The following is a 23,282-nucleotide window of genomic DNA, read 5'->3' as shown; positions in this document are numbered from 1 at the left end:
TAAAAATTACTTTTTTTATTCGAATTCGTATTTTTGGATTTTATTATTAAACAATAAAGCGTCAAAAAAAAAATCATAAAATGAAAAAACTTGGAGTAATCCTTCTAATTGCATTTACTGCTGCGTGTAATTCCATGAACAAAAACGAAATAGAAATGCCCTACTCAGAATCCGATTTTCAAGAGGTTATCGATGGAAAATCAACCCGGTTGTTTAAAATGGAAAATAAAAACGGGATGGTAGTAACCCTCACCAACTACGGTGCAAAAATAGTTTCCATTTATGCCCCCGACAAAAACGGCAACTTTGCCGATGTGCTGCTTGGATTCAATTCCATCAAAGATTATCAGCAATACGGGGCAAGCCACGGTGCAGTGGTTGGACCATTTGCCAACAGAATTGCCAACGCTCAGTTTTCTATTGGCGACGAAACTTATCAACTACCCGTAAACAACGGAGAAGCCTGCCTTCATTCCGGACCAGACAGTTGGTACAGAAAAGTGTGGGACTACGAAAAAAACGGAAACACAACTGCTTTCATGATAGAAAGCCCCGATGGGGAATTTGGATTCCCTGGAAATAAAAAGGCAAAGGTGACCTACACACTTACCGACGATAATGAACTTCAGATTAATTACGAAGTTACCACAGATAAACCCACCTGCATTAATTTAACCAATCACAGTTATTTTAATTTGAGAGGCGAAGAAAATGGCGACATCTTAAATCATGTGGTGGTTATTAACGCCGACAAATCAACTCCTGTGGTTGACGGCAGCATGATTCCAACCGGAGAAATTGTAAGTATAGTAGGAACTCCGCTTGATTTCACTACGCCACATGCCATTGGTGAGCGAATTGACGCAGATAATCCACAGTTGAAATTTGGAGTTGGATACGATTTCAATTATGCCATCAATAAAAAACCCGGCGAACTGGCGTTTGCTGCCAGTGCATTTGAACCGGAAAGCGGCCGCTACATGGAGGTATTTACTACCGAGCCCGGCGTTCAGCTTTACACGGGGAACCACCTGAAAGGGAACGAAATCGGGAACAGTGGAAAGCCATACACCGCGCGCACCGGATTTTGTCTTGAGACACAGCATTTCCCTGACAGCCCGAACCAGCCGGAATTTCCATCAACATTATTAAATCCGGGAGATGTTTTTACGTCTACCACCACATATAAGTTTTCGGTAAAACAGTAATTTCAAAAAATACAGCCGGTTATTAAAAGCTGGCACAAAATTGCAAGCGGATTACAGCCATTGCAACGTACTGCTGACGGGAAACACCCCGTGAGGAAATGATTCACCACACAGAGCGTCTGCCACGCTGTTGTTGTAAATCATACTAAAATCCTACCCGGGAACCTGTTTTTTTTATACTTTCGCCACAAAAATCAATTGGAGGAATTGCCCTTTTTGGGTTTATCTATGCAGAAAAAAGTAGTCATAATAACCGGCGCATCGTCGGGCATTGGCAAGGCCCTGGCAGAAAAGTATGCTGCTGAAGGCTGGAATTTGGTTTTGGCAGCCCGCAGAGAAGAACGATTGCAGGAAATAAAAACCAAGTTACAAAACACAGAAATACTTACCGTAAAAACCGATGTTACCTCCGAAGAGGATTGTAAAAATCTCGTAAACGAAGCCATTAAACGGTTTGGGAAAATTGATGTTTTAATCAATAACGCGGGCATTTCCATGCGGGCCATTTTTGAGCAACTCGAGCTGGATGTTGTGAGAAGGGTTATGGATGTAAATTTCTGGGGAACTGTTTACTGCACAAAATACGCGCTGCCGTGGCTATTAAAAACGAAAGGCTCGGTGGCAGGAATAATTTCCATTGGCGGATACATCGGGTTACCCGGACGTACCGGCTACTCAGCATCTAAATTTGCAGTGCGTGGCTTTCTGGAAACGTTGAGGGTTGAAAACCTGAAAACCGGCTTGCATGTACTAATTGCAGCCCCGGGATTCACCTCTTCCGAAATTCGGAAATCAGCATTAAACAGTACCGGAAACCAGCAGGGCGAAACACCGCGCGACGAAGACAAAATGATGTCGGCAGAAGAATGTGCGTCACATATTTATACAGCTATTCGAAAAAGAAAAAGAAATTTGGTACTTACGTTTGTAGAAGGAAAACTCACTGTCTTTTTATCAAAGTTCCTCCCCCGCTTTGTCGAAAAAATGTCTTACAAATGGTTTGCAAAAGAGCCTGACTCACCGTTTAAATAAGCATTTTCAAATCAGGAAAAAAGAAATAGATAAGCGAACCGACAATCAGCAGAATAATAATGCTTCCGGCTATCCGGTTAAACCAGAGGCAGATTTTCAGGCTGAATAAATTTCTGAACCTGCTGATAATTCCGGTAATGGAAAACCACCAGGCAACCGCGCCCAGCATAAAACCGCTTAGCACAACAATTGCTTCTGCCGGATGATTTACATTTAATACAATCCCAAAACTGGTAAACAACGCCAGGTGCAGAAAAATTATCAGCGGGTTGGAAATGGTGAGTAAAAACGCAGAAACAAAACGTTTCATATAGCTGCTTTTATCGCTGTCGCTTCCATTTCTTATCTTTTCGGGGTTTGAAAACAGAATAAACAGCCCCAGCAACAGCAATAATACAGAAACCGTGATTCTGAAAGCCACGTCGTATTCTTTAATAAACTGAAGAATAAACCCCACACTAAACGCCGCAAAGCTGGCATACAAAGTATCGGAAAGTGCAACTCCCAAGCCCGAAAAAAAACCGTCTTTCCGGCTTCGGTTTATAGTACGTTGTATCACCAAAATATTAACCGGGCCAATTGGCACCGACGCCAACAGTCCAATAAACATCCCCTCAAGTAATAATCGTGCTAACATGCTGCAAAAGTACATTTTTTCGTGTATAATCCCGATTTTTTTAAAAGCCGGTGCTCATGCGTAAATTATTTATAATTTTACCTTCACATTTAACTAAAAGAGAAGATTTACGAAATGGAAGAATTATCTGTTGGCACACGCGTGGAACATCCACGTTACGGCGAAGGAATAATCAGTAAAAATAAACTTACTGCCTACGAAATTTTTTTCGAGAAAGGCGGAAAAATTGAACTCACAAAACGGAATACCGATTTAACCGTTCTGGAAAAAAATGTGGATGCTCCCCCACATAAGGGACTGACCATTTCTGATGTTGAGAATGCACTGAAATATGTGCTTGACCAATATGGTGCATTGAACGCCGTTGTGCCCCTGGGCGAAAAATGGAAAGGCGGGACATTGCTTATTCAACCGGCTAACGACGAGCTGAAACCCAAAGAGATCCCCATCGAGGTTTTCTTCCATAAAATTGTAATGCTGCGCGATCGCCTTCGGGTGCTGGAGCAAAACATAAATAGCCACAAAGTCCTTTCCGACGAAGAAAAATTAAACCTTCAGCAATACATTACCCGCATTTACGGGTCACTTACTACATTTAATGTTCTTTTTGCTGAAAAAGAAGACTTCTTTGTTGGGGCAAAATCAAAATAAAATGAAACGAACACTCTTTTTTACAACCCTCTTTTTATTATCAATAGGATTGACTGCACAGAATAAAGTTTTAAAGGTTTGGCCAAACGGCGCGCCCAATCATAACGGCATGGACGAACCCGAAGAAAAATACGAAGGCGCCAGAGTTCGGAAAGTATCTGAAGCCGAAATGTATGTTTATCTTCCCGAAAAAAGTAAAAACACAGGCGCGGCAGTGGTTATTTGTCCCGGTGGTGGTTACATAATTGAAGCCATGGACCACGAAGGATACGAGATGGGCGAGTGGCTGAAACAACAGGGCGTTGCCGGCATTGTATTAAAATACCGGCTTCCGTACGGGCATCACGAAATACCTTCGGGCGATGCACGGCAGGCCATGCGCATTGTGCGAAGCCATGCAGAAGACTGGGGAATTGACCCGTCTAAAATCGGAATTGCAGGCTCATCGGCGGGCGGACATCTGGCATCGACAGTAGGAACAAGGTTCGATTACGGAAACGAACAGAGCACCGACCCGCTGGAAAAAGTAAGCTGTCGTCCCGATTTCATGTTACTGCTTTACCCGGTCATCACTTTTCGTGAGGAGTTCGGGCACATGGGCTCTCGCAAAAACCTGATTGGCGAAGGGAACAACTGGGAAATGGTTCAGAAATATTCCAACGAAATGCATGTAACCCCGGAAACCCCGCCTGCATTTCTGGTGCTTGCCGACGACGACAAGTCTGTTCCTCCTCGAAACTCAATTGAGTTTTACCTGGCGCTGAAAAAAAATAATATTCCGGCCGAAATGCACATTTTTGCAGAAGGAGGCCACGGATTTGGGATGAACAAAAAAAACCTGCCGGCTGACCAGTGGCCGGAACTTTTTATCAACTGGCTAAAAGCGATTAAAATTATTAAGTAATGCAACCGACCCATCCACTTAGAGTACTGAAATTTTGTCCAAAATGCGGTTCCTCTGCACTAACCCCCTGCCCCGACTTATCGTTGAAATGCAACGACTGTGGGTTTCATTTTTATGTAAATTCTGCTGCGGCAGTGGCGGCTCTTGTGGTGAACGACGAGGGGAAATTGCTGCTTACAAAAAGAGGCGTTGAGCCCGATTACGGGAAACTCGATTTGCCCGGTGGGTTTGTCGATCCGGGAGAAACGGCAGAAGAAGCCGTAAAACGCGAGCTCATGGAAGAGTTGGGAATGAAAGTAAAGTCGATGCAATACGTTTCGTCTGCACCGAATGAATATATTTTTTCCGGCATCAGCGTATTTACGCTCGACATGGCGTTTCTGGTTATTCCGGAAACCATCTCCGGATTAAAAGCTCAGGACGACATTCAGGAATTCCGGTTTTTCGCAGAAAACGAAATCGATTTCAACCAGATTCCGGCCCCTTCTATCAACAGTTTTGTACAACAATTTTTTAAGCGATGAACGAAATACGCCAACGTATAAAATCACTCCGACTGGAGCTACTAAAACGAAATCTTGATGCATGGTACATCTCGGGCACCGACCCGCACGCCAGCGAGTACCTGCCTGAACGCTGGCAAACCCGGGCTTTCATCTCCGGCTTTACCGGTTCATACGGAGTTGTGGTAATAACCCAGGAAGAAGCAGGACTTTGGACCGACTCCCGCTATTTTTTACAGGCTGAAGAGCAACTAAAAGGTTCGGGAATAAAAATGTACAAACTTCGTGTGGCAGATGCCGTTTCTCCGGAAGAGTGGCTCTCGAAAAAACTGCAACGTAACAGCAAAGTGGGATTCGACCCGCAAACCCTTTCAGTTTCCGGGTACAAAACCATGAATAATTCGCTGAAGAAAACAGGAATCAGCATGGTGGAGACATCCGATCTTTTCGAAAGAATCTGGGAAGATCGTCCGGCAATCCCCGCTGATGAAGTTTTCGATTACAAACACGCACACACAGGAATCTCAAGAAGAGGGAAAAAAGAACTGCTGGCAGCCGAGTTGAAGAAACACAATGCCGACTTTCAGGTAATCACCGCCCTCGACGAACTGGCGTGGCTATTCAACCTGCGCGGGTCAGACATTCCGTTCAACCCGGTTTTTACCGGATATGGTGTTGCCGGCAAAAACGATTGGATTCTGTTTGTTGACAACGCTAAAATTCCCAACCAGTTAAAAATCCACCTCGAAAAAGAAAAGATTGAACTCCGCCCTTACTCCGCATTTCCGGCGTGGCTAAAGTCAGTAAAAGGAAAAACTGTTTTTATCGACCCAACCTCAGCCAGCTTTTCTGTTTTCAGTACACTACAAAACGAAAACAAAATTGTGGAAGGAATTTCTCCGGTTTCGATGCTGAAAGCCAGAAAGAACAAAACTGAACTTTCAGGGTTCCGGGAAGCCATGAAAAAAGATGGCGTGGCACTTTTGGAGTTTCTGTTCTGGCTAAAAGAGAATGTAAAAAACAATACCGTAACAGAATTTGACGCCGCCAAAAAACTGGCCTGGTTCCGCTCACTCCAACCAGATTTTAAAGGGGAAAGCTTTTCACCAATTATGGGATACCGGGAACACGGCGCAATTGTTCACCTGAGTGTAAACAAAGACAATGCGCTGCCGTTGCGCCCCGAAGGAATACTGTTATTCGATACGGGCGGACAATATCTGCAAGGCACAACCGATATTACGCGCACAGTGGCGTTGGGAAAAGTAACAGCGCAGCAAAAAACCGATTACACATTGGTGTTAAAAGGAATGATTGCACTTAGTTTGGCCAGGTTTCCGGAAGGAACAAAAGGGTGCAACCTCGATATTCTGGCGCGAAAACCACTTTGGGAACACGGGCTCAACTACGGGCACGGAACCGGGCACGGCGTTGGGCACTTTCTAAATGTTCACGAAGGACCGGTTTCCATCAGGCAAGAGTTTAACGAAGTTCCCCTGCAACCCGGAATGGTGTTGTCTAACGAGCCGGGGCTGTACCGCGAAGGCGAGTATGGTATTCGTACCGAAAACATGATTGTTTGTGTGGAAAAAGAAAAAACTTCTTTCGGCAATTTCCTGGGATTTGAAACACTTACGCTTTGCCCGATTGACACCAATTTAATTGACATCAGCCTTCTTTCCGAGAAAGAGCGCAATTGGCTGAACGCCTATCACAATAAAGTCCGCAGCGAATTGAAACCGTTGGTACGAGAAGAACTCGTTCGCTTTTTGGAAGAACTCACAGAAAACCAATAGTATAAAAAGCAGCGACTGGTAATTAGAAGCAACCCTCCAAAAAAATAAAGAAAAGCAATGAATACAAATAAAATAATTCGGTTAAACCCTGAAAATATTCCGCCACCAGTAGGCAATTATTCTCACGTAACAATAATCCCAAAAAATTCAGATTTATACACCTTCTCCGGGCAAATTGGCATAGATAACAATGGAAACATTCCCGAAAAACTGAGCGAACAAGTAACTCTTACTTTCAGGAATATTCAACAACTGCTGGATAGCCAAACCCTAACTCCGGACAATGTCATCAAAGTAAACATTTGGGCTACCGAAGAAATTGACTGGGATTTTTTTGACAACGAATGGGAAATACTGTTTGGGGAGAAATATCCTTCTATGACTATTGCTTATATAACGGCTTTGGGACTGCCTGAACTGAAAATTGAAATCGAGATTTGGGCTGCCAAGTAAAAAAATAACGCACACACTGCCGCCAACAAACAGTCTGACAAAACGGAGAGCATTACGCGCTTAGCACGTTTTACAGTATTTGCTCAACAAACAAGGAGTGTTTCTTTTAAAAAAAGCTAAGAAAAAATCATATCGATACATTATCAATCAATACTCTAAACAAAATTACATGTACAAATTCAGAATACTCATCCTGTTAATTGGAATCGCACTTATTTCAACTTCATCAAAAAAGGCACATACCAACGAAATGTCAGGAGACGAATGTGATGTTGTTAATTTTTATGAAGCAATTGAACCGGAGACGGGCATGAAAGTTCTGACTTCGGGCGGGGATCTGGAAGAGCCTGAACTATTGTTACTTCCAACAGAGTTCGAAGAGGGGGTTTATGAAATTGAGATAACACGTGAAGAAAGCAATCTCTATGAAATTGAAGGAACAGCGTATTATATTGAAACAAAATTTTGTTATGACTTTGCCTCTCGCGATGAAGCTATCCTTAAAGTAAAAAGTAACATCAGTTTTCAAAAAGGCACGCTGTTTTTTGAGTAAGAGCGCCCCGCAAACCTAACACTTTCCGTTACGCCTTGCGCAATACAAATAAAACATAAGAACTTAATTTTCAACACAGCATCTCATCATTTAACAAAAACCTTAATAAGCAGACAAACACAACTGCCACAAAGTTTATCTCAAACAACTGAAAGATTGATTCTACATTATCGAAATTAAAAGTATTTTTAACCTGATTTTACTACATTCACACTACGTTAAAAAGGCATTCGAATTATTTCTAACTAAAACATAGTAAAAACCCAAAACAATCCACAGATGAGCAGATCGCGAAAGAAGAATAAAATTAGAGGAGTAGGTGCAGCTGATAGTGAGAAAAAAAAATAAACAGATTGCTAACCGCAAATTCAGAAAGCTCACAAAACAGAATGTACAGCAGGGAGACGAAGGATTACCCGAAGTTAGAGAAGTATCAAACGTATGGACATTTGACAAGGACGAAAAGATCTACTACAAAAACATGACTGAAAAAGACCTTAGAAAATGACACTTATCAACAACTATTCAAGTCCGGATTAATTTAAGGACTCAAATTATTCAACAATTTCCTCACTTAATCCACATCTACAAATCAAAAAAAACAACAAACAGCAAATCCTCACACTAAATGCTGTAAGCAAAAAAACACTAAATACTCGGCGGGCTGACCCTCACGCATGCGCATCTTAAAACATTTTATTTAACAAAAAAGCATACTGATTCTTCGTGAATTCGTATATTGCGGGCATATTTCTCATTTACCACAAGAACACCAAAACACAAGAACAAACTGTTGTACAGAAACATACAATACAAAAGCTGAGTTATAGCATTACATAAATAATTTTGTTTTAAATAACGCTATTCCCTAACTTTAATTAGAAAAGTGGAGTCCAGCACCCACTCAAAAAAACGGGGCATATCCGAAAAGCCTTACGAGTAGGAATTTAACTGGTAAAAAAGATGAAGAAAAATTTAGCTGAATTTATTGGTACATTTTGGTTAGTATTAGGAGGTTGCGGCAGTGCGGTTTTGGCTGCCGGGTTCCCCGATGTCGGGATTGGACTGCTTGGCGTTGCACTTGCCTTTGGTCTGACTGTACTGACCATTGTTTATTCCCTGGGACACATCTCGGGAGCGCACTTAAACCCTGCAGTAACCATCGGGCTATGGGCAGGCGGCAGAGTAAGCGGAAAAACCATAGTTCCTTATGTAATTTCCCAGATTTTGGGCGGAATTGCAGCGGCAGCAGTATTGTACGTTATTGCCACCGGAAATGGCAATGAAATAGGAAACTTTGCCGCCAACGGGTACGGCGAGCACTCTCCCGGCGGGTACAGTATGCTGGCAGCCATCGTATCAGAATTTGTAATGACTTTCATGTTTCTGATTGTTATTCTTGGTGCAACCGACGAAAACGCACCAAAAGGGTTCGCCGGAGTTGCCATCGGACTGGCATTAACTCTAATCCACCTAATCAGTATTCCGGTAACTAACACTTCCGTAAATCCTGCCAGGAGTATTAGTCAGGCTTTGTTTGTAGGAGACTGGGCGTTGTCACAGTTATGGCTATTCATCCTGATTCCTGTATTGGGAGCGATTGCTGCCGGCCTGGTGTACAATTTCATTAAAAAGGAATCGTAGTAACAAAATACTTTCCTCCCAACAAAACAAACAAACGGAACGACGGTATAAATATTCCCTGCACCAATCCCAAAAATTATTTTTGAATGGAGCCGGAATAAAAACCAATACTCAGGCAAATAACACATATTAACACGGCAACATTATCTACCGAAAAACATGCCCGAAAAAACTTTCGAGCCGGAGAAATAAAAAAACTTTGCCTGTGCTTTTCGAGAAAAAGGGGAAAGAAGAAGAAACAAAAAAGGGTCTTGAAAAACAAGACCCTTTCTTCTGAGCACTATAATAGTTAGATAACTTCCACATTAAAAGCTACCGGTCCACGGTCGCTTTCCTTTGTTTCAAACTGTACAGCCTGGTCTGTTTCCAGTCCAAAGCGTGAGTCTTTAACGCCGGTACGGTGTACGAAAATGTCTTTGCCTTCTTCAGTCTGAATAAAGCCAAAGCCTTTTACCGCGTCGTACCATTTTACTTTTCCTTGCATAAGAAAACCGTTAGTAACGTTCTCTTCTGTTAAAACCACCACCGCCGCTTCTGCGATGACCTCCACCACGGGAGTCGTTTGATCTTGGACGTGATTCGTTTACTTTAATGTTACGTCCGCTAAGTTCAGCATTGTTTAATTCTTCGATGGCTTTTTTAGCTTCTTCATCGTCGTCCATTTCAACAAATCCAAAACCTTTGCTACGTCCGGTCAATTTATCAGAAATGATTTTGACAGCAGATACTTCGCCATACTCTTCGAAAATTTCTCTCAAATCTTCCTCAACTACACTGTACGGAAGATTTCCAACATAAATGTTCATTTGTAACTAAAAATTAAATTAATAAAACAGGCCCCTGCTGCAAAATGCGAAAACTCAAACTATGCTTTGTTCCCGGATTTAGATGAATATTGAATTGATTAAGTTCAGAAACCAAAAAAATCATGGTGAAAAACAGGAAGGAGAATTTTGCCCGGCTGCAGAATACCTAAAAATTTCAACTAAATAAAGACCAATTTGCTCATTTCCAGACAACCGAAAATTTAAAAGATTCTAAATTATCTATTAATTCGCACCGCAAAGTTAAACTAAAAATGGAATTATCAAACATTTGACTCTTTTATATTCAACAAAAGAAAGCAATAGTTGCATTTTAATGTAAAAAAAGATTTTGCACAGCGCTATTTTCAAGGGAAAGAGGCGGCAACCAGTTCGGAATCAGATCATCACAAAATTAACGTTGTCGCCTTTTTATCCAGCAAATCCCTAATGACAACACTGGCCACGAAGCAACCAAAAACAGGCGGCATGTATGAAATTGTGCCTACTGTTGATTTTTTGTTTTGTCCTTCTTCCAGCCTCACTGCCCCCTCGGCAACTTCCTCCGGAGAAAAGACTACTTTAAATCCCTTTCGAATGCCGAGTTTCGCCAGACGCTTTCTCAGCACTCTTCCCAGTTTACAGTTGTACGATTTTGAAATATCGGCCACTTGTACTTTCGCAGGGTCGGATTTTCCACCGGCACCCAACGCGCTTACCACGTTAAGCCCCATGTTAATACTGTGGTTTATCAGAAACACTTTTGGGGAAAGGGTATCGATGGCATCAACCACGTAGTCGAACGGCTGGCTTTGCAGCAACTCAATGGTTATTTCATCCCGAATAAAATCATTTACAGTAGTTAGCTCAATCTCCGGATTGATATCTCGAAACCGTTGCGCCAGAACCTCAGTTTTTGGCTGGCCAACAGTGCTCGTTAAGGCAGGCAATTGCCGGTTCCGGTTCGATTCATCAACCACATCGCCGTCGGCAATTGTCATTTTTCCAACTCCGGCACGACAAATCATTTCAGCGGCATAAGCGCCTACTCCACCCAACCCCACAACCAGTACATTGGAGTTCTTCAATACTTCCAGTTTCTCCGGACCAACCAGAAGTTCAGTTCTTTCCAGCCAACTCATTTACCATACATTTATCTGTTATTGTTTCCTTCTTCAGGAAAAAAAATCGACTTAAATTTTGAAGTTCACGTTTTCTATCCGGTTAAAGTTTTCCCAAACTGCTTCCTTCAAATTTTCTACAGGAATATTTTTCAACTCGGCGCCCCTTTTATACATATCTTCAACAGGCCCTTTACACATATCCGTTTCAAAAAAAATCTTTTCCAGAGGCAACAGTTTTATCGACTCAATGGCTTTTCCATTCTCGCGAAAAAGCGCTTCACCAAAAGAAAACAGAAAATTCTTATCCAAAAGCTGCCGGGTTAATTCGACACTTCCATTGTAGCCATGAAAAATCCACGGAACGGAAGGCCTGTTCTTTTTGTGGAGCTCCACCACTTCGTTCCAGGCTTTTACGCAATGAATGATTAGCGGAACTCCGTACTCTTCAGCCATAAAAGCCTGAGCCGAAAAAGCGCGCATCTGCTCGTCGAAACCCGCTCCGGTTACTTTATCGAGGCCGCACTCTCCCACAAAAATCACATGATCGAGGTCAAGCGCATCTTCCATCATCAGCATCCGCTCGTCGTCATCCTTTTCACTCTTAATTTTCCAGGGGTGCAATCCGACCGAATAAAAATTCTTTCCCGCAAAAACATGAATGGGATCACCCGGTTCAAGATTGAATACAGTTACAGTCTCCGGATCTGTATTTTTATTGTGCGTATGAATATCGATAAAAGGAGTAGAAACCACCTTATTTCAAATTACATGATTTCTAAAATCTTCTTCACCACATTATCTGCTCCGTCGGCAATCTGATCGATGGTAGCATCCAGCATATAGCAAGGCGTGGTAACTACCTTATATTTATCGTCTGTGACCACTTGTCCGTGCGTAGTTTTTTGGTGAGTGCCGCCCAAATTTTCAATGGCCTGAATGGTTGCTTCGTCCTGTCCGATGGTTACTTTCACATCTCCCAGAATTTTTGCAATTAATACCGGGGAAATGCAAAGTGCCCCCACCGGTTTTCCCTCGGCTACCGTTGAACGCACGGCCTGTTCCACATCAGGATTAACAGTGCAGTCAACTCCGTCGAATGCAAATGTGCACAGGTTTTTTGCGGCGCCAAAACCACCGGGAAACATAATCGCATCAAAATTTTTGGCGTCGTAATCGGAGAGCGGTTTGATGTTTCCACGGGCAATGCGGGCTGCTTCAACCAGCACGTTCCGCGTTTCAGCCATTTCTTCCCCTGTAAGATGATTAACAACATGAGCCTGCTCCACATCCGGGGCAAAACACTGGTATGTTGCCCCATTTCGCGCAATAGCCAGCAATGTAAGCGTAGCTTCATGTATTTCAGCTCCGTCGTAAACCCCGTTTCCTGCCAAAACAACCGCAATTTTTTTCATTTTTTCCATCAAGTTTTAAAAGGTAACTTACTCACTTTGCGCAAATTTAAGTCTTCAAACTCACTTAAATCATCTCCGTTCCAATTTGTTTCAAAAATATATTTTTACCGGAAAACTGAAAAATCTGTTAGCCAATTTCTTCAAGATTGTAAGGCGTTTCCTGATAAACATAGTAATTCAGCCAGTTGGAGAACAGCAGATTTGCAGTTGATCCCCAACGCATACAGGGAGTTTTGGAAGGATCGTCTCCCGGGTAATAGTTTACCGGAATGTGAATAGGCAACTTTTTCGCAACGTCGCGTTTGTACTCGGTATCAAGCGTGTTGCGGGAATACTCAGAATGACCGGTGATAAACAACTGTCTTCCGTTTTTCGCTTTAACCATGGCAACACCGGCTTCTTCAGACTGCGCAATAATTTCAAGGCCTTCCACCTTTTCAATATCTGCTGTTCTGATTTCTGTATGGCGGGAGTGCGGCATAAAAAATACGTCGTCGAACCCGCGAAGAATAGGCAGATGGGAGTTGGAATGCGTATGTTCAAATACACCAAACATTTTTTGCGGAAGCTCGTATTTCGGAATTCCGTAGTAATGATAAAGGCCGGCTTGTGCGGCCCAGCAAATAAACATTGTAGAATAAACGTTACGCTGCGCCCAGTCCAGTATCTCTTTTATTTCGTTCCAGTAAGTAACCTCCTCAAACGGCAGCAATTCAACAGGTGCGCCGGTAATAATCATCCCGTCGTACTTTTTACTGTTCAGTTCATCAAAATTCTTATAAAACTGCTTCATGTGCTCCGACGAAGTATTTTTCGATTTGTGCCCCTTTATTTTCATGAATTCAATTTCAATTTGTAGAGGCGAATTGGATAGCAATCGTAACAAATCGGTTTCTGTTGTCACTTTCAGCGGCATCAAATTAAGTATTATTATTCTTAGGGGCCTGATGTCCTGCTGCTCTGCTCGTGACTCATCCATCACAAAAATATTCTCCTCTTCAAGAATTTTAATAGCAGGCAATTTATCGGAAACGTTTACTGGCATTTTTTCTTCTGTTTAAAAAATTCAAAAACAGGCAGTGAGAGAATGTTGCTTTCCCCCACTGCGCTTTTATTCTTATGCTGGATTAACCAATTTTGCCGAGTGCTTGTTCAAAGTCGGCAATAATATCATCGATATGTTCTATTCCTACGCTTACCCGCAATTGCGACGGTTCTACTCCGGCTGCTTTCTGCGCTTCTTCAGAAAGTTGCTGATGAGTGGTGGCTGCCGGCTGAATAATCAACGTTTTTGCATCGCCTACATTTGCCAGGTGACTAACGAGCTGAAGATTGTTCACCACGCTGTTGGCCGCACTTTTATCGCCTTTTACATTAAATGACAACATTCCGCCTGCTCCTTTTTTGAAATACTTTTTCGCATTTTCATAAGAAGGACTGCTTTCCAGGCCAGGGTAATTTACACTTTCCACCTTTGGATGTTGCTCCAGCCATTTAGCCAGCGCCAGTGCATTTTCAACATGCCGCTCCATTCTCAACGAAAGTGTTTCAAGTCCCTGCAGCAGCAGAAAAGAGTTAAACGGACTTATGGCCGGGCCAAAATCACGCAGGCCTTCCACACGGGCTTTTACAATGAAACCGATGTTTCCCAGCGGACTGTCAAAATTGAATGCATCCCAGAATTTCAGTCCGTGGTATCCGTCAGACGGTTCAGTAAAACCCGGGAACTTACCGTTGCCCCAGTTGTAATTTCCGCCGTCGACAATTACGCCGCCAATACTGGTACCATGACCGCCAATCCACTTAGTAGCCGATTCCACAACAATATTTGCCCCGTATTCAATCGGGCGGAACAAATAGCCTCCTGCGGCAAAAGTGTTATCAACAATCAAAGGAATATCATACTTTTTCGCCAGCTTTCCGAAAGCCTCAAAATCAGGCACCACGTATCCCGGATTTCCAATGGTTTCGAAATAAAGCACTTTAGTATTTTCATCAATCAGTTTTTCAAATGCTTCAACAGTTAAACCGTCGGCAAAACGGGCTTCAACCCCCAAACGCTTAAACGAAACTTTAAACTGATTGTAAGAGCCTCCGTACAAATAAGGCGAGGTTACAAAATTATCTCCGGCTTCGAGCAGCGTGTTTAATGCGATAAACTGCGCCGCATGTCCTGAAGCAACGGCAAGAGCCCCCACTCCACCTTCGAGCGCAGCAACACGCTGTTCAAACACATCGGAAGTCGGGTTCATAATACGCGTATAAATATTCCCAAACTCGCTCAGCGAAAACAGGTTAGCTGCATGTTCGGCATCATTAAATACATACGAAGACGTTTGATAAATAGGAACTGCCCTCGAATTGGTGGTTGGGTCGGGTTGTTGGCCTGCATGAAGTTGCAGAGTTTCGAATTTTAAATTTTTTGTTGTCATTGTTATCTATTTTTCGGGTTAAAAAAATGCTTTATAAATTTCGCGTACACTTTTCTCTTTATCAGAAGATTTTACAACCAGATAGCTCACCAAATCGGAAGCACCTGAGCCGCTTAAAACTACATTAATTTTATGCTGGGCAACCGCACCAAAAATTTTGGCCGAGACTCCGTAGCTTTGTTGCATGCCGTGCCCAACAACTGCCACAAGCGAAACATCGTCGATAACCGTAATGTCCTGCACAGCCGAAAATCCCAATTGGCGAATACACTCCAAAGCCCTGGCACCGGATTTCCGTTCTAGAATCAGGTTAATGGAAATCTGAGAAGTAATCACCGATTTTATGTTAATTCCCTCTTTATTTAACCGGGAAGTCACCTTTGCCAGAATTCCCGGTTTCAGCCCCACTCCGGGTCCGTTAAGCCGCAACAACGAAATATCATCGGTACAGGCCACACTTTTCACAATTTGCGGTTCAACATAAGTTTCCGTATTAATTACGGTATCTACGCTGCCATCTTTCGAACTGGTATTAACAACATGAATTGGGATGTGTTCAGCTTCCAGCGGCTCCACAGTTCGCGGGTGAAACGAATAGTGGTCGAAATATGCCAGTTCGCTGGCCTCCGAATAGGTGAGCCGCTGAATACGCGGAGGTTCGGAAACAATTGCCGGATCTGCCCGATGAAAATCGAAATTGAGTCCCCAAAGTTCCAGTTTCTCAATTCCGAATTCGCGTGTTAAAAAGGCAGCGGTGTAATCGGCAGCCGTTTCTCCAGCGCGGGCTGTTTTCCCTTCAGCAGTGATTCCAAATGATCCGGGCACCAGATAAAATCCGGGTTCAAGATCACTTAGCGATTTACCCACCGCAACAAATGTGGCATTTCCGTAATCGGGAGTAACTTCCAGCCCCAATTGTTCGGGCTGCAAAATTTTGGCAATTATACCACATTTCTCAAACTGAACCTGAAATATTTCTGCAGTTAACTTCTCGCTGAAGCTCAAAACCTGATCCTTCAATGCAGCGGAATAATCACCAATAAGTCCTATTCCTTTAAGTATTCCGGCCAACTGCGTGGCCAGCTCCCCATAAGCTTCAGAAGGATTATTCCCGGTCAGCGTCAGATATATTCCGGCCAGCTCGTCATAAACCTTTGTTACGTCCGCACTAAAAGCTTCCGAAACTGCTGATTGCACTAAACATAAAATCTCAGGAACCGCAGAAACGACGATGAATTTTTTGCCGTTTTGTTTTTCAGAATACCAAACTAAATTTTGAATTGATGCAACAGACCCTGCATGGCCGCCGCCCAATCGAATAACTTTATCCGACATATTAAATAAAAAAGAAAAATGTAAAAACTATGAATTTGTTATCGCTAAAATCTGTATGCCTCCAGTCAATGGGAAAACCACCGAAAGAAGGCTAGCGCATAAACATGAAAAATGACGGTAACATGAATCCACGTTTTCCGGAAAGGTTTCCCGGAACATTTTGTGAAGTATGTTGAATCAATGAATTCATTTATTTACCGATTTTGTTTGCGACAAATATAAAGCGTTTTTTCAAAAAACAAAACTTATTTGGAATCAGTTTAGATAAAAATAATATTGAATTTTTTGACTAAACGCGAACAATATTTGAATCGAATGGTTAAGAAAGAGCATATTTAAGTGGAAAAAGTCCTCTACTTTTTAGTTTTATTTAAACTGAATTAACTTTGCACCTCAAAATTCATAAAAAAACACCATGAGTTACAATTTACTGAAAGGGAAGAAGGGAATTATTTTTGGAGCATTAAACCCCGATTCCATTGCGTGGAAGGTTGCAGAACGAGCCCATGAAGAAGGAGCCACGTTAACGTTATCCAACACAGCAGTTGCAATGCGCATGGGCGAAACTCAGAAACTTGCTGAGAAACTGAACACCGTTGCCATTGCTGCCGACGCCACCAACGTAGAAGAGTTGAAAAACCTGTTTAATAAATCGATGGAAGCTTTGGGAGGAAAAATCGACTTCGTTCTTCACTCCATCGGTATGTCGCCTAACGTAAGAAAAGGTAGACATTACAGCGATCTGGATTACAATTACCTGGACAAAACGCTCGACGTATCTGCAATATCTTTTCACAAGGTACTGCAAACGGCACGACAACTCGACGCCATTAACGAATGGGGCTCAGTGGTTGCGCTTACGTATGTTGCAGCACAGCGTACTTTTTACGGCTACAACGACATGGCCGACGCAAAAGCACTTTTGGAATCCATTGCACGCAGTTTCGGATACATTTACGGTAGAGAAAGAAATGTACGTATTAATACTGTTTCGCAATCGCCAACAGTTACTACTGCCGGAAGTGGTGTAAAAGGCTTCGATCGCCTGCTCGATTTTGCAGAGCGGATGTCGCCACTGGGAAATGCCACAGCCGACGATTGTGCCGACTATTGCATCACCCTGTTTTCTGATCTTACACGACGTGTAACCATGCAGAATTTATACAACGACGGAGGCTTCTCCAACATGGGAATGAGCGTGCGCGCTTTGCAACAATATGAAAAAGGGCTTCACGAAGACTGCAAATGCGGTCCGGCTGAAGACAAACATTTATTCGATTAGTACTTTTGCCGGAAGGATACAATCTTCTTAAAATCAGAAGCTGATATTCTTCCGGCAAAATTTCCAGCTTTTTTCTGGCTCTCCCCAAACTTTAAAATTTTTTAAAATTTCTTCAAACTTATTTATACTTCAATTCTTTAATTTTGAAGAAAAAATGTAGCCATGAAGAAGTTTATTTTTATTTCAATCGTTTTTGCATTTGCTGTATCCGGAGCAAAAGCACAGCAACAAAAAGATCAGAAAAACCCCGACGAACAGGTTATTGTCAACAAGAAATACGATGACCAGGGAAACCTGATTCAGTACGATTCTACGTATGTACACCATTGGTCGGTAGATACAACCTTTCATTTCGGATTTCCCGGAGACAGCCTGTCTCCCCGCTTCAATTTTCCGGGCATTGAGCGATTTATGAACGAATTTTGGGGCGATTCTCTGCTTGACAACAAAGCATTTCCGCGCGAACCATTTTCTTTCGGATTCCGCTTCTCCCCGTTTGACGGTAAAAACCGGGGAAATAATCTGACACCTTTTTCAGACTCGCTGTTTGCAGCCCCGTTCCCGTATCAATTTGATTCGCTATTTTTTGATTTCGGTGTTGGGCCAAACGACAAATTTCCTCCGGGAATCGACGAGGAATTCTTTAAAGATTTCAGCGAGCGGCTTAACCAGCAATTCTATCAATTTAACGAGGACAATTTCGGCTTTCCCGGATTTAAAAATGAAGAACACCGGAAAGAGTGGGAAGAGCTGATTAAAAAGCACCAGCGGGAGTTGGAAGAGCTGCAAAAGAAATGGCAGAAAGATGACCAGCCATCAAAAACGCAGTAAAAGAGATCAAAGATTCTGATCTTCTTCTCCAATATTTGAATTGGCATCTATCTCGCTTTGCGGAATCTGGTAAATAAACTCTTCTGATTCTGCCGGAAGGCTCATCACTTTTGCAACTACCGGATTGTGGTTGCTGTTAGTTCGGTTAACCCCCAACTTCAGCCGTTTCAAATCAAACCCTCTGAAACCTTCGCCCCAAAGCTCGATTCGCCTTTCCAAAAGGATCTCGCTCAACAGCGTTTCTTCCGGCCAGGAAGTTGAGACAGGTTCATCAAATCGTTTGTCGCGAAGTTCTTTCAACAGTTTCCCGGCATTTGTGAAATCTTTTATTCGCGCGCGTGCTTCGGCTTCGATGAGCAGCATTTCTTCCGGCCGCATCAGTACCAAATCAGCATCAAAACCTTTGTCGTTACCCGCAGCAAATTTATATGGAATCAACCGACCGGACTCGATGAAAGACGTATCCACCAACTCCTTACGCACATCACTGTTATCCATCCTGTTAAACAATTCAAGGCTAAACGACTTCGGACTCAACCCGTAGCCGCAATAACCTCCGATGGTCCAGTCAACATGCGAAAACCACGACGCATAAGTTGTAGATTGTTCGCTATTCACTTCCATTCCCCACATCCAGTTCTGCTGCGTATAATTATCAAACCCGGTGCTGAACTCAGCGGCAGTCATTAGCGAAAACCCGTCCCGCGCCTTCGATGCCATATCTGCCGCCGCCTGCCAATCTTCCATCACCAGAGCAACGCGTGCAGCAAGCCCCCGGGCGACAGACAGAGCAGGACGTGAAATATGTTTTTGCTGAAGCCCACTTTCTTCGAACAATCTCACCGCTTCAGACAAATCTGTGGTAATTCGGGTGTAAACTTCAGACACTGTGCTACGCGGATTTCCTTCGGTTGTTGCATTCGTGTACAACGGCACTCCGGGTTCATCCTCATGACCGGAGTAGGTATGCTGAAAAAGCTGAACCAACTGAAAGTAGGAGTAAGCTCTTAAAGTCAACGCCTGTGCTTTTAAGTCAGCTTTCAGGGTTTCACTGTCAGATGCTACGTCATCAATGTGATTAATCACTTCGTTTGCATTGTAAATAATCCGGTAGAAAAGAGTCCAGGCGTAGAGCGGCCGCTGATCATTTTCTGTTCGGTTTTCAAAACGGTAGTCTGCCCCAAACCAATGATACTTCTCAACTACCATGTCTTCCCCCATCAAATCCACACACAAATCAATGGCTTTCACCCCGAATTGATCATGCTGATCTTCATTGCCATGCTGGCTTCGCATATCTCGCAAAACGCCATCGATAACTGTTTGTGCCCCTTCTACCGACTGAAAAACTGCCTGATCTGAAATTTCGTTGGTTGGAATTGTTTCCAGAAACTCATCGGAACACGAAGTTGCAAAGACAGCAATTATTAGTATTAAGTTGAATAACTTTTTCATTTTTTCGTTTTAAAATTGAACGTCAACTCCAACCGACAAAGTACGAATTGGCACATACACTTTTCCGTATGAACCGTCTAACGAAAACTGAGGATCGAGCCCTTTTCGTGCAGTAGCCAGTGCCAAATTATCTGCAGTGAATTTCAGTTTAATACCCGCCAGGTTTAGCTTCGAAATCACAGCTTCAGGAAAATTATATCCCAACGAAATATTTTTCAGATTGAAGTAGCTGGCATCAGTCAGGAAGCGGGAAGAGCGCCTGTTTGTGTAGGAATCCCCGTCTATTGCAGGAATGATTGCCTGACTGTTTTCGGGAGTCCACCTATCTAAAATATCGCGATGAAAACTGTAACCGTATTGTCCCGAGTGCATCAGCCACTGATACCCGGAGTCCATTACTTTTCCACCAATTCCGAAACTAAGCAAAACAGACAGGTCAAAATCGAAAATTTTAATCGTATTGTTAATGCCACCAAAAAGATCGGGAATAGCAGAACCTGCATAATACCTGGTTGCTTTGGAATAGGAAGTGGTCACCCCTTTTTCGCCCGTATCTGCATCAGTGTAGCGCCACAATGTTTTACCCGTTTCCGAATCAACACCGGCAAACTCTTCCACCCAAAAATCGTAAATAGAAGCGCCTTCCTGCCACAGTTTATTGCCACTAATAATAGATTTCTGCGGCAACTCTTTAATTTTGTTTTTGAAATGGCCCAAATTTAAATCCAGGTTCCATACCACATTTTTGGCATTCAGAATTAAACCACCCAACTCCAAATCAAAACCCACGTTTGACAGTTCTGCAATATTAGCATCAATAGAAGTAAACCCGGTTGACGGAGGGAGCGGTTTTTCAAACAGCAAATCGCTGTTGTTCCGGATATAATATTCAAAATTTATTGAATACCGATTCAGGAATTCTGCCTCAACTCCCATATTCAGCGAATTAAGAGATTCCCAGGTAAGTACCGGAGTAGGCAGCCTGCTGGCCAGTATTCCCGGAAAATCAATATTATTCACCCCGGTTTTATAAAGCCCCTGGTAACCGTAATACGACCCAACTTTATCGTTCCCCTGCTCTCCGTAACTCGCTTTTATCCGCAACAGATTTAGAGCTGTAAAATCCTGCAAAAATTCTTCGTGCGAAATAATCCACGATAATCCCATTCCCCAGAAACTTCCCCACCTGGCATTTTCGGCAAACCGCGAATTCCCATCGGCACGCATGTTAAAACTTGCAAAAAACCGCTTATCGTAATCATATTCAACCTTTACCAAATAACTTTCCAGCCGATAATTATCTTCTGAAGAACCTGATTTCTCGGGGATGGCAGCAGCATCCAGCTCAACAAGTTCGGGAAAAGGAAAGCCGGAGCGGGTTGCAGCAAGTGTATTCAATTTGTAACTGTAACTTTCGTGCCCGGCCATTGCGTTGACAGAGTGCCCGCCAAAACCGGTTACATACCGTAAAAGTTGATTGGCTGTGTATGAAAACATGCGGTTGGTTTGCCTGGCAGAACGTCCGTTAAAGTTTTGCCCGTCGCCGTATTTCATATTTTGGTGGGTCAATCCGGAGTAGGCAAAATAATCTGCACCGACTGAAGCGTTAAAAGAAAGCCCTTCGGCAAGCTCGAAATTGATGAACGAGCGCAACGTGAACACATCTTTTTTATACTCACGTTTGTCGTGCGTTATTGTTCCCAGCGGATTCAGATTGGATGCAAAAGCCCGGGCTCTGTCAAAGCCGGTTCCAAAATCAAAAAGTTTATTTCCTTCTGCATCGGTTTGAACTTCGCCTTTTTCGTTATACAAATAGACCGGGTAAATGGGGGCTATCAATCCTGAAAACATAAATGAATTAAGGTACGAAGAGCCCGAAGAAACGGGGTAGTTCTGCTCCGAAAGCGAACCGGATAAATTGATGCCGGCGTTTATCCAACTTCTTATTTGCGTTTTAATATTTGCCCGCGCGGAAAACCTTTTCAGATTCGACGCACTAATTATCCCACCTTCATCCAGCATACCTCCAGAAAGAAAATAAGTGGTTTTATCAGTACCACCGCTGGAATTAATCGTAACCTCTTTTCGCTGGCCGGTAACAAACAACTGGTCCTGCCAGCTATCGTTCCACAACAACTCAGCATCCGGATTAATTGCGCCATTCTCGTCCACCACTTCGCCGGCGGGTACATTATATGCGTTATAACCTCCCAGCACCGAAATGAGTTGTTGGCTGGCCATGGAGTTGGCATCATCCGGGTTTGTTCCTCCGGCAACCAATGCGTTTCTGATTCCCTCCCATTGCAATTCGTAATACTCCGGCACCGTAACCTTGTCGTAATCCGGGATTGCGCGGTTCGAAATTCCGTAACTAACTTTCAAATCAAGTTTTGAAGGCCCTTTTGTACCGGATTTTGTGGTAATAATAATTACGCCGTTGGCAGCTCTTGAACCATAAAGAACAGTGGCCGAAGCATCTTTCAGAATGGAGACAGACTCAATTTCAGAAAGAGGGAGAGCGCTGAGGCTGCCGTCGTACGGAAAACCATCTAGCACGACCAGCGGGCTGGCATCGCCAAACGTGCTAAAGCCCCTGATTCGAATATCAGCATCTTCTCCGGGTTGGCCGCTTCCGCTGGTGGCCAGCACTCCTGCCGATAGCCCCTGAAGTGCTTTTGTAAAATTTGCTGTTTGAAATTGTTCGAGCCGGGCGCCGTCGATGGAACTTACCGAGCCGGTAAACTGATTTTTTACCGTTGTTCCATACGCAACAACCACCACCTCATCAACGTCAACATTGTCGGGAATCATCGCCACATCCAGAATTGAGCCTTCAACAGGGAGTTCCCGCGTTTTCATTCCAATGTATGAAAAAACAAGAACCGGCGAGTCGCCCGAAAGATTTAGCTGGTAATAACCATCCTGATTTGTAACTGTTCCGAGTGTAGTTCCTTTAACAACAACCGATACACCTGATACCGGGACTCCCGTGCCTGAAGTAGTAACAGAACCAGAAATTCTTTTTATCTGGGCGTTAGCTACACTTATACTGAGGGCAACGAAAAGAAACGTCAGTATTATATTTCTCATGAATTAGAAGTTAGGTACACTTTCTCTTATCAACCGGGGTGCTAAATTAGTAAAAAAAACAGTATGCGAGAGACACCCCGCCAAACACAAAAAAGGCTGTCCGATGTGAACAGCCTCTTTTGTATGTTTTATAATCT

23 protein-coding genes are annotated in these 23,282 nt (G+C 43.2%); 12 read left to right on the top strand and 11 right to left on the bottom strand.

The genetic code is table 11. The annotated features are described in order from the left end of the window. Positions 1-80: 80 nt before the first annotated feature. Positions 81-1,208, top strand: coding sequence for an aldose epimerase family protein (locus BUB08_RS17635; RefSeq protein WP_073003239.1), 1,128 nt, complete (start codon positions 81-83; stop codon positions 1,206-1,208). Positions 1,209-1,436: 228 nt separating this feature from the next. After that, entirely contained in the window at positions 1,437-2,240 is an 804-nt protein-coding gene (locus BUB08_RS17630) for an SDR family oxidoreductase (protein ID WP_073003238.1), read from the top strand. On the opposite strand, the gene BUB08_RS17625 is transcribed toward BUB08_RS17630, so the two are convergent. Then, entirely contained in the window at positions 2,233-2,877 is a 645-nt protein-coding gene (locus tag BUB08_RS17625; protein WP_073003237.1) for a LysE family translocator, read from the bottom strand. The genes BUB08_RS17630 and BUB08_RS17625 overlap by 8 nt on opposite strands. A gap of 114 nt (positions 2,878-2,991) precedes the next feature. On the opposite strand from BUB08_RS17625, the gene BUB08_RS17620 reads away from it, so the two are divergent. From BUB08_RS17620 to aqpZ, 8 genes are all read left to right on the top strand, one after another. Continuing rightward, positions 2,992-3,528 (top strand): hypothetical protein, encoded by a 537-nt coding sequence (locus BUB08_RS17620; RefSeq protein ID WP_073003236.1) that lies wholly within the window; start codon positions 2,992-2,994, stop codon positions 3,526-3,528. 1 nt (position 3,529) lies between these two features. Continuing rightward, a complete protein-coding gene (locus BUB08_RS17615) occupies positions 3,530-4,432 on the top strand; it encodes an alpha/beta hydrolase (RefSeq protein ID WP_073003235.1) in 903 nt (300 codons plus the stop codon). Continuing rightward, complete coding sequence (locus tag BUB08_RS17610) at positions 4,432-4,956, top strand: NUDIX hydrolase (RefSeq protein WP_073003234.1); 525 nt, start codon at positions 4,432-4,434, stop codon at positions 4,954-4,956. Before BUB08_RS17615 ends, BUB08_RS17610 begins: the two co-directional genes overlap by 1 nt. Continuing rightward, the gene (locus BUB08_RS17605) at positions 4,953-6,731 is read left to right on the top strand and encodes an aminopeptidase P family protein (protein ID WP_073003233.1); all 1,779 of its coding nucleotides are present in this window, start codon (positions 4,953-4,955) and stop codon (positions 6,729-6,731) included. Before BUB08_RS17610 ends, BUB08_RS17605 begins: the two co-directional genes overlap by 4 nt. 57 nt (positions 6,732-6,788) lie before the next feature. After that, positions 6,789-7,184, top strand: coding sequence for a RidA family protein (locus tag BUB08_RS17600; protein WP_073003232.1), 396 nt, complete (start codon positions 6,789-6,791; stop codon positions 7,182-7,184). 169 nt (positions 7,185-7,353) lie between these two features. After that, positions 7,354-7,737, top strand: coding sequence for a hypothetical protein (locus BUB08_RS17595; RefSeq protein WP_139249782.1), 384 nt, complete (start codon positions 7,354-7,356; stop codon positions 7,735-7,737). Positions 7,738-8,056: 319 nt separating this feature from the next. Beyond that, positions 8,057-8,245 (top strand): hypothetical protein, encoded by a 189-nt coding sequence (locus BUB08_RS17590; protein ID WP_217651649.1) that lies wholly within the window; start codon positions 8,057-8,059, stop codon positions 8,243-8,245. Between the two features lie 455 nt (positions 8,246-8,700). Continuing rightward, on the top strand, positions 8,701-9,381 hold the full coding sequence (gene aqpZ, locus BUB08_RS17585; RefSeq protein ID WP_073003230.1) for an aquaporin Z: 681 nt from the start codon (positions 8,701-8,703) through the stop codon (positions 9,379-9,381). Positions 9,382-9,670: 289 nt separating this feature from the next. Here aqpZ and BUB08_RS17580 read toward each other — a convergent pair whose 3' ends face one another. The 8 genes from BUB08_RS17580 to BUB08_RS17545 all read right to left on the bottom strand — a co-directional run bounded on the left by BUB08_RS17580 (position 9,671) and on the right by BUB08_RS17545 (position 16,487). After that, positions 9,671-9,865, bottom strand: coding sequence for a cold-shock protein (locus BUB08_RS17580; RefSeq protein ID WP_073003229.1), 195 nt, complete (start codon positions 9,863-9,865; stop codon positions 9,671-9,673). 10 nt (positions 9,866-9,875) lie between these two features. Next, positions 9,876-10,187 carry an RNA recognition motif domain-containing protein gene (locus BUB08_RS17575; protein WP_073003228.1) on the bottom strand — a complete coding sequence of 104 codons (312 nt, stop codon included), beginning with the start codon at positions 10,185-10,187 and terminating at the stop codon, positions 9,876-9,878. 404 nt (positions 10,188-10,591) lie between these two features. Further along, positions 10,592-11,326 (bottom strand): tRNA threonylcarbamoyladenosine dehydratase, encoded by a 735-nt coding sequence (locus BUB08_RS17570; protein ID WP_073003227.1) that lies wholly within the window; start codon positions 11,324-11,326, stop codon positions 10,592-10,594. 51 nt (positions 11,327-11,377) lie between these two features. Then, positions 11,378-12,061, bottom strand: a complete 684-nt coding sequence (locus BUB08_RS17565; protein ID WP_073003226.1) for a TatD family hydrolase — start codon at positions 12,059-12,061, stop codon at positions 11,378-11,380. 11 nt (positions 12,062-12,072) lie between these two features. Beyond that, entirely contained in the window at positions 12,073-12,720 is a 648-nt protein-coding gene (gene elbB / locus BUB08_RS17560) for an isoprenoid biosynthesis glyoxalase ElbB (protein WP_245820219.1), read from the bottom strand. 127 nt (positions 12,721-12,847) lie between these two features. Continuing rightward, positions 12,848-13,765 carry a homoserine O-acetyltransferase MetA gene (metA, locus tag BUB08_RS17555; RefSeq protein WP_073003224.1) on the bottom strand — a complete coding sequence of 306 codons (918 nt, stop codon included), beginning with the start codon at positions 13,763-13,765 and terminating at the stop codon, positions 12,848-12,850. Between the two features lie 82 nt (positions 13,766-13,847). Then, positions 13,848-15,152: an O-acetylhomoserine aminocarboxypropyltransferase/cysteine synthase family protein gene (locus tag BUB08_RS17550; RefSeq protein ID WP_073003223.1), complete on the bottom strand. Its 1,305-nt coding sequence runs from the start codon at positions 15,150-15,152 to the stop codon at positions 13,848-13,850. An 18-nt stretch (positions 15,153-15,170) separates the two neighbouring features. Continuing rightward, positions 15,171-16,487, bottom strand: coding sequence for an ACT domain-containing protein (locus tag BUB08_RS17545; RefSeq protein WP_073003222.1), 1,317 nt, complete (start codon positions 16,485-16,487; stop codon positions 15,171-15,173). Positions 16,488-16,902: 415 nt separating this feature from the next. On the opposite strand from BUB08_RS17545, the gene BUB08_RS17540 reads away from it, so the two are divergent. Together BUB08_RS17540 and BUB08_RS17535 are read left to right on the top strand one after the other, a co-directional pair. Continuing rightward, entirely contained in the window at positions 16,903-17,769 is an 867-nt protein-coding gene (locus BUB08_RS17540) for an enoyl-ACP reductase FabI (RefSeq protein ID WP_073003221.1), read from the top strand. A gap of 162 nt (positions 17,770-17,931) precedes the next feature. After that, complete coding sequence (locus BUB08_RS17535; protein ID WP_073003220.1) at positions 17,932-18,600, top strand: hypothetical protein; 669 nt, start codon at positions 17,932-17,934, stop codon at positions 18,598-18,600. Between the two features lie 6 nt (positions 18,601-18,606). On the opposite strand, the gene BUB08_RS17530 is transcribed toward BUB08_RS17535, so the two are convergent. After that, positions 18,607-20,055: a RagB/SusD family nutrient uptake outer membrane protein gene (locus BUB08_RS17530; protein WP_073003219.1), complete on the bottom strand. Its 1,449-nt coding sequence runs from the start codon at positions 20,053-20,055 to the stop codon at positions 18,607-18,609. 9 nt (positions 20,056-20,064) lie between these two features. After that, positions 20,065-23,145 (bottom strand): SusC/RagA family TonB-linked outer membrane protein, encoded by a 3,081-nt coding sequence (locus BUB08_RS17525; protein WP_073003218.1) that lies wholly within the window; start codon positions 23,143-23,145, stop codon positions 20,065-20,067. Positions 23,146-23,282: the final 137 nt, after the last annotated feature.

Source organism: Mariniphaga anaerophila (assembly GCF_900129025.1).
Lineage (GTDB): Bacteria > Bacteroidota > Bacteroidia > Bacteroidales > Prolixibacteraceae > Mariniphaga > Mariniphaga anaerophila.
Note: the sequence above shows the minus strand (reverse complement) of the source record. Positions and strands in the feature narration are given on the sequence as shown.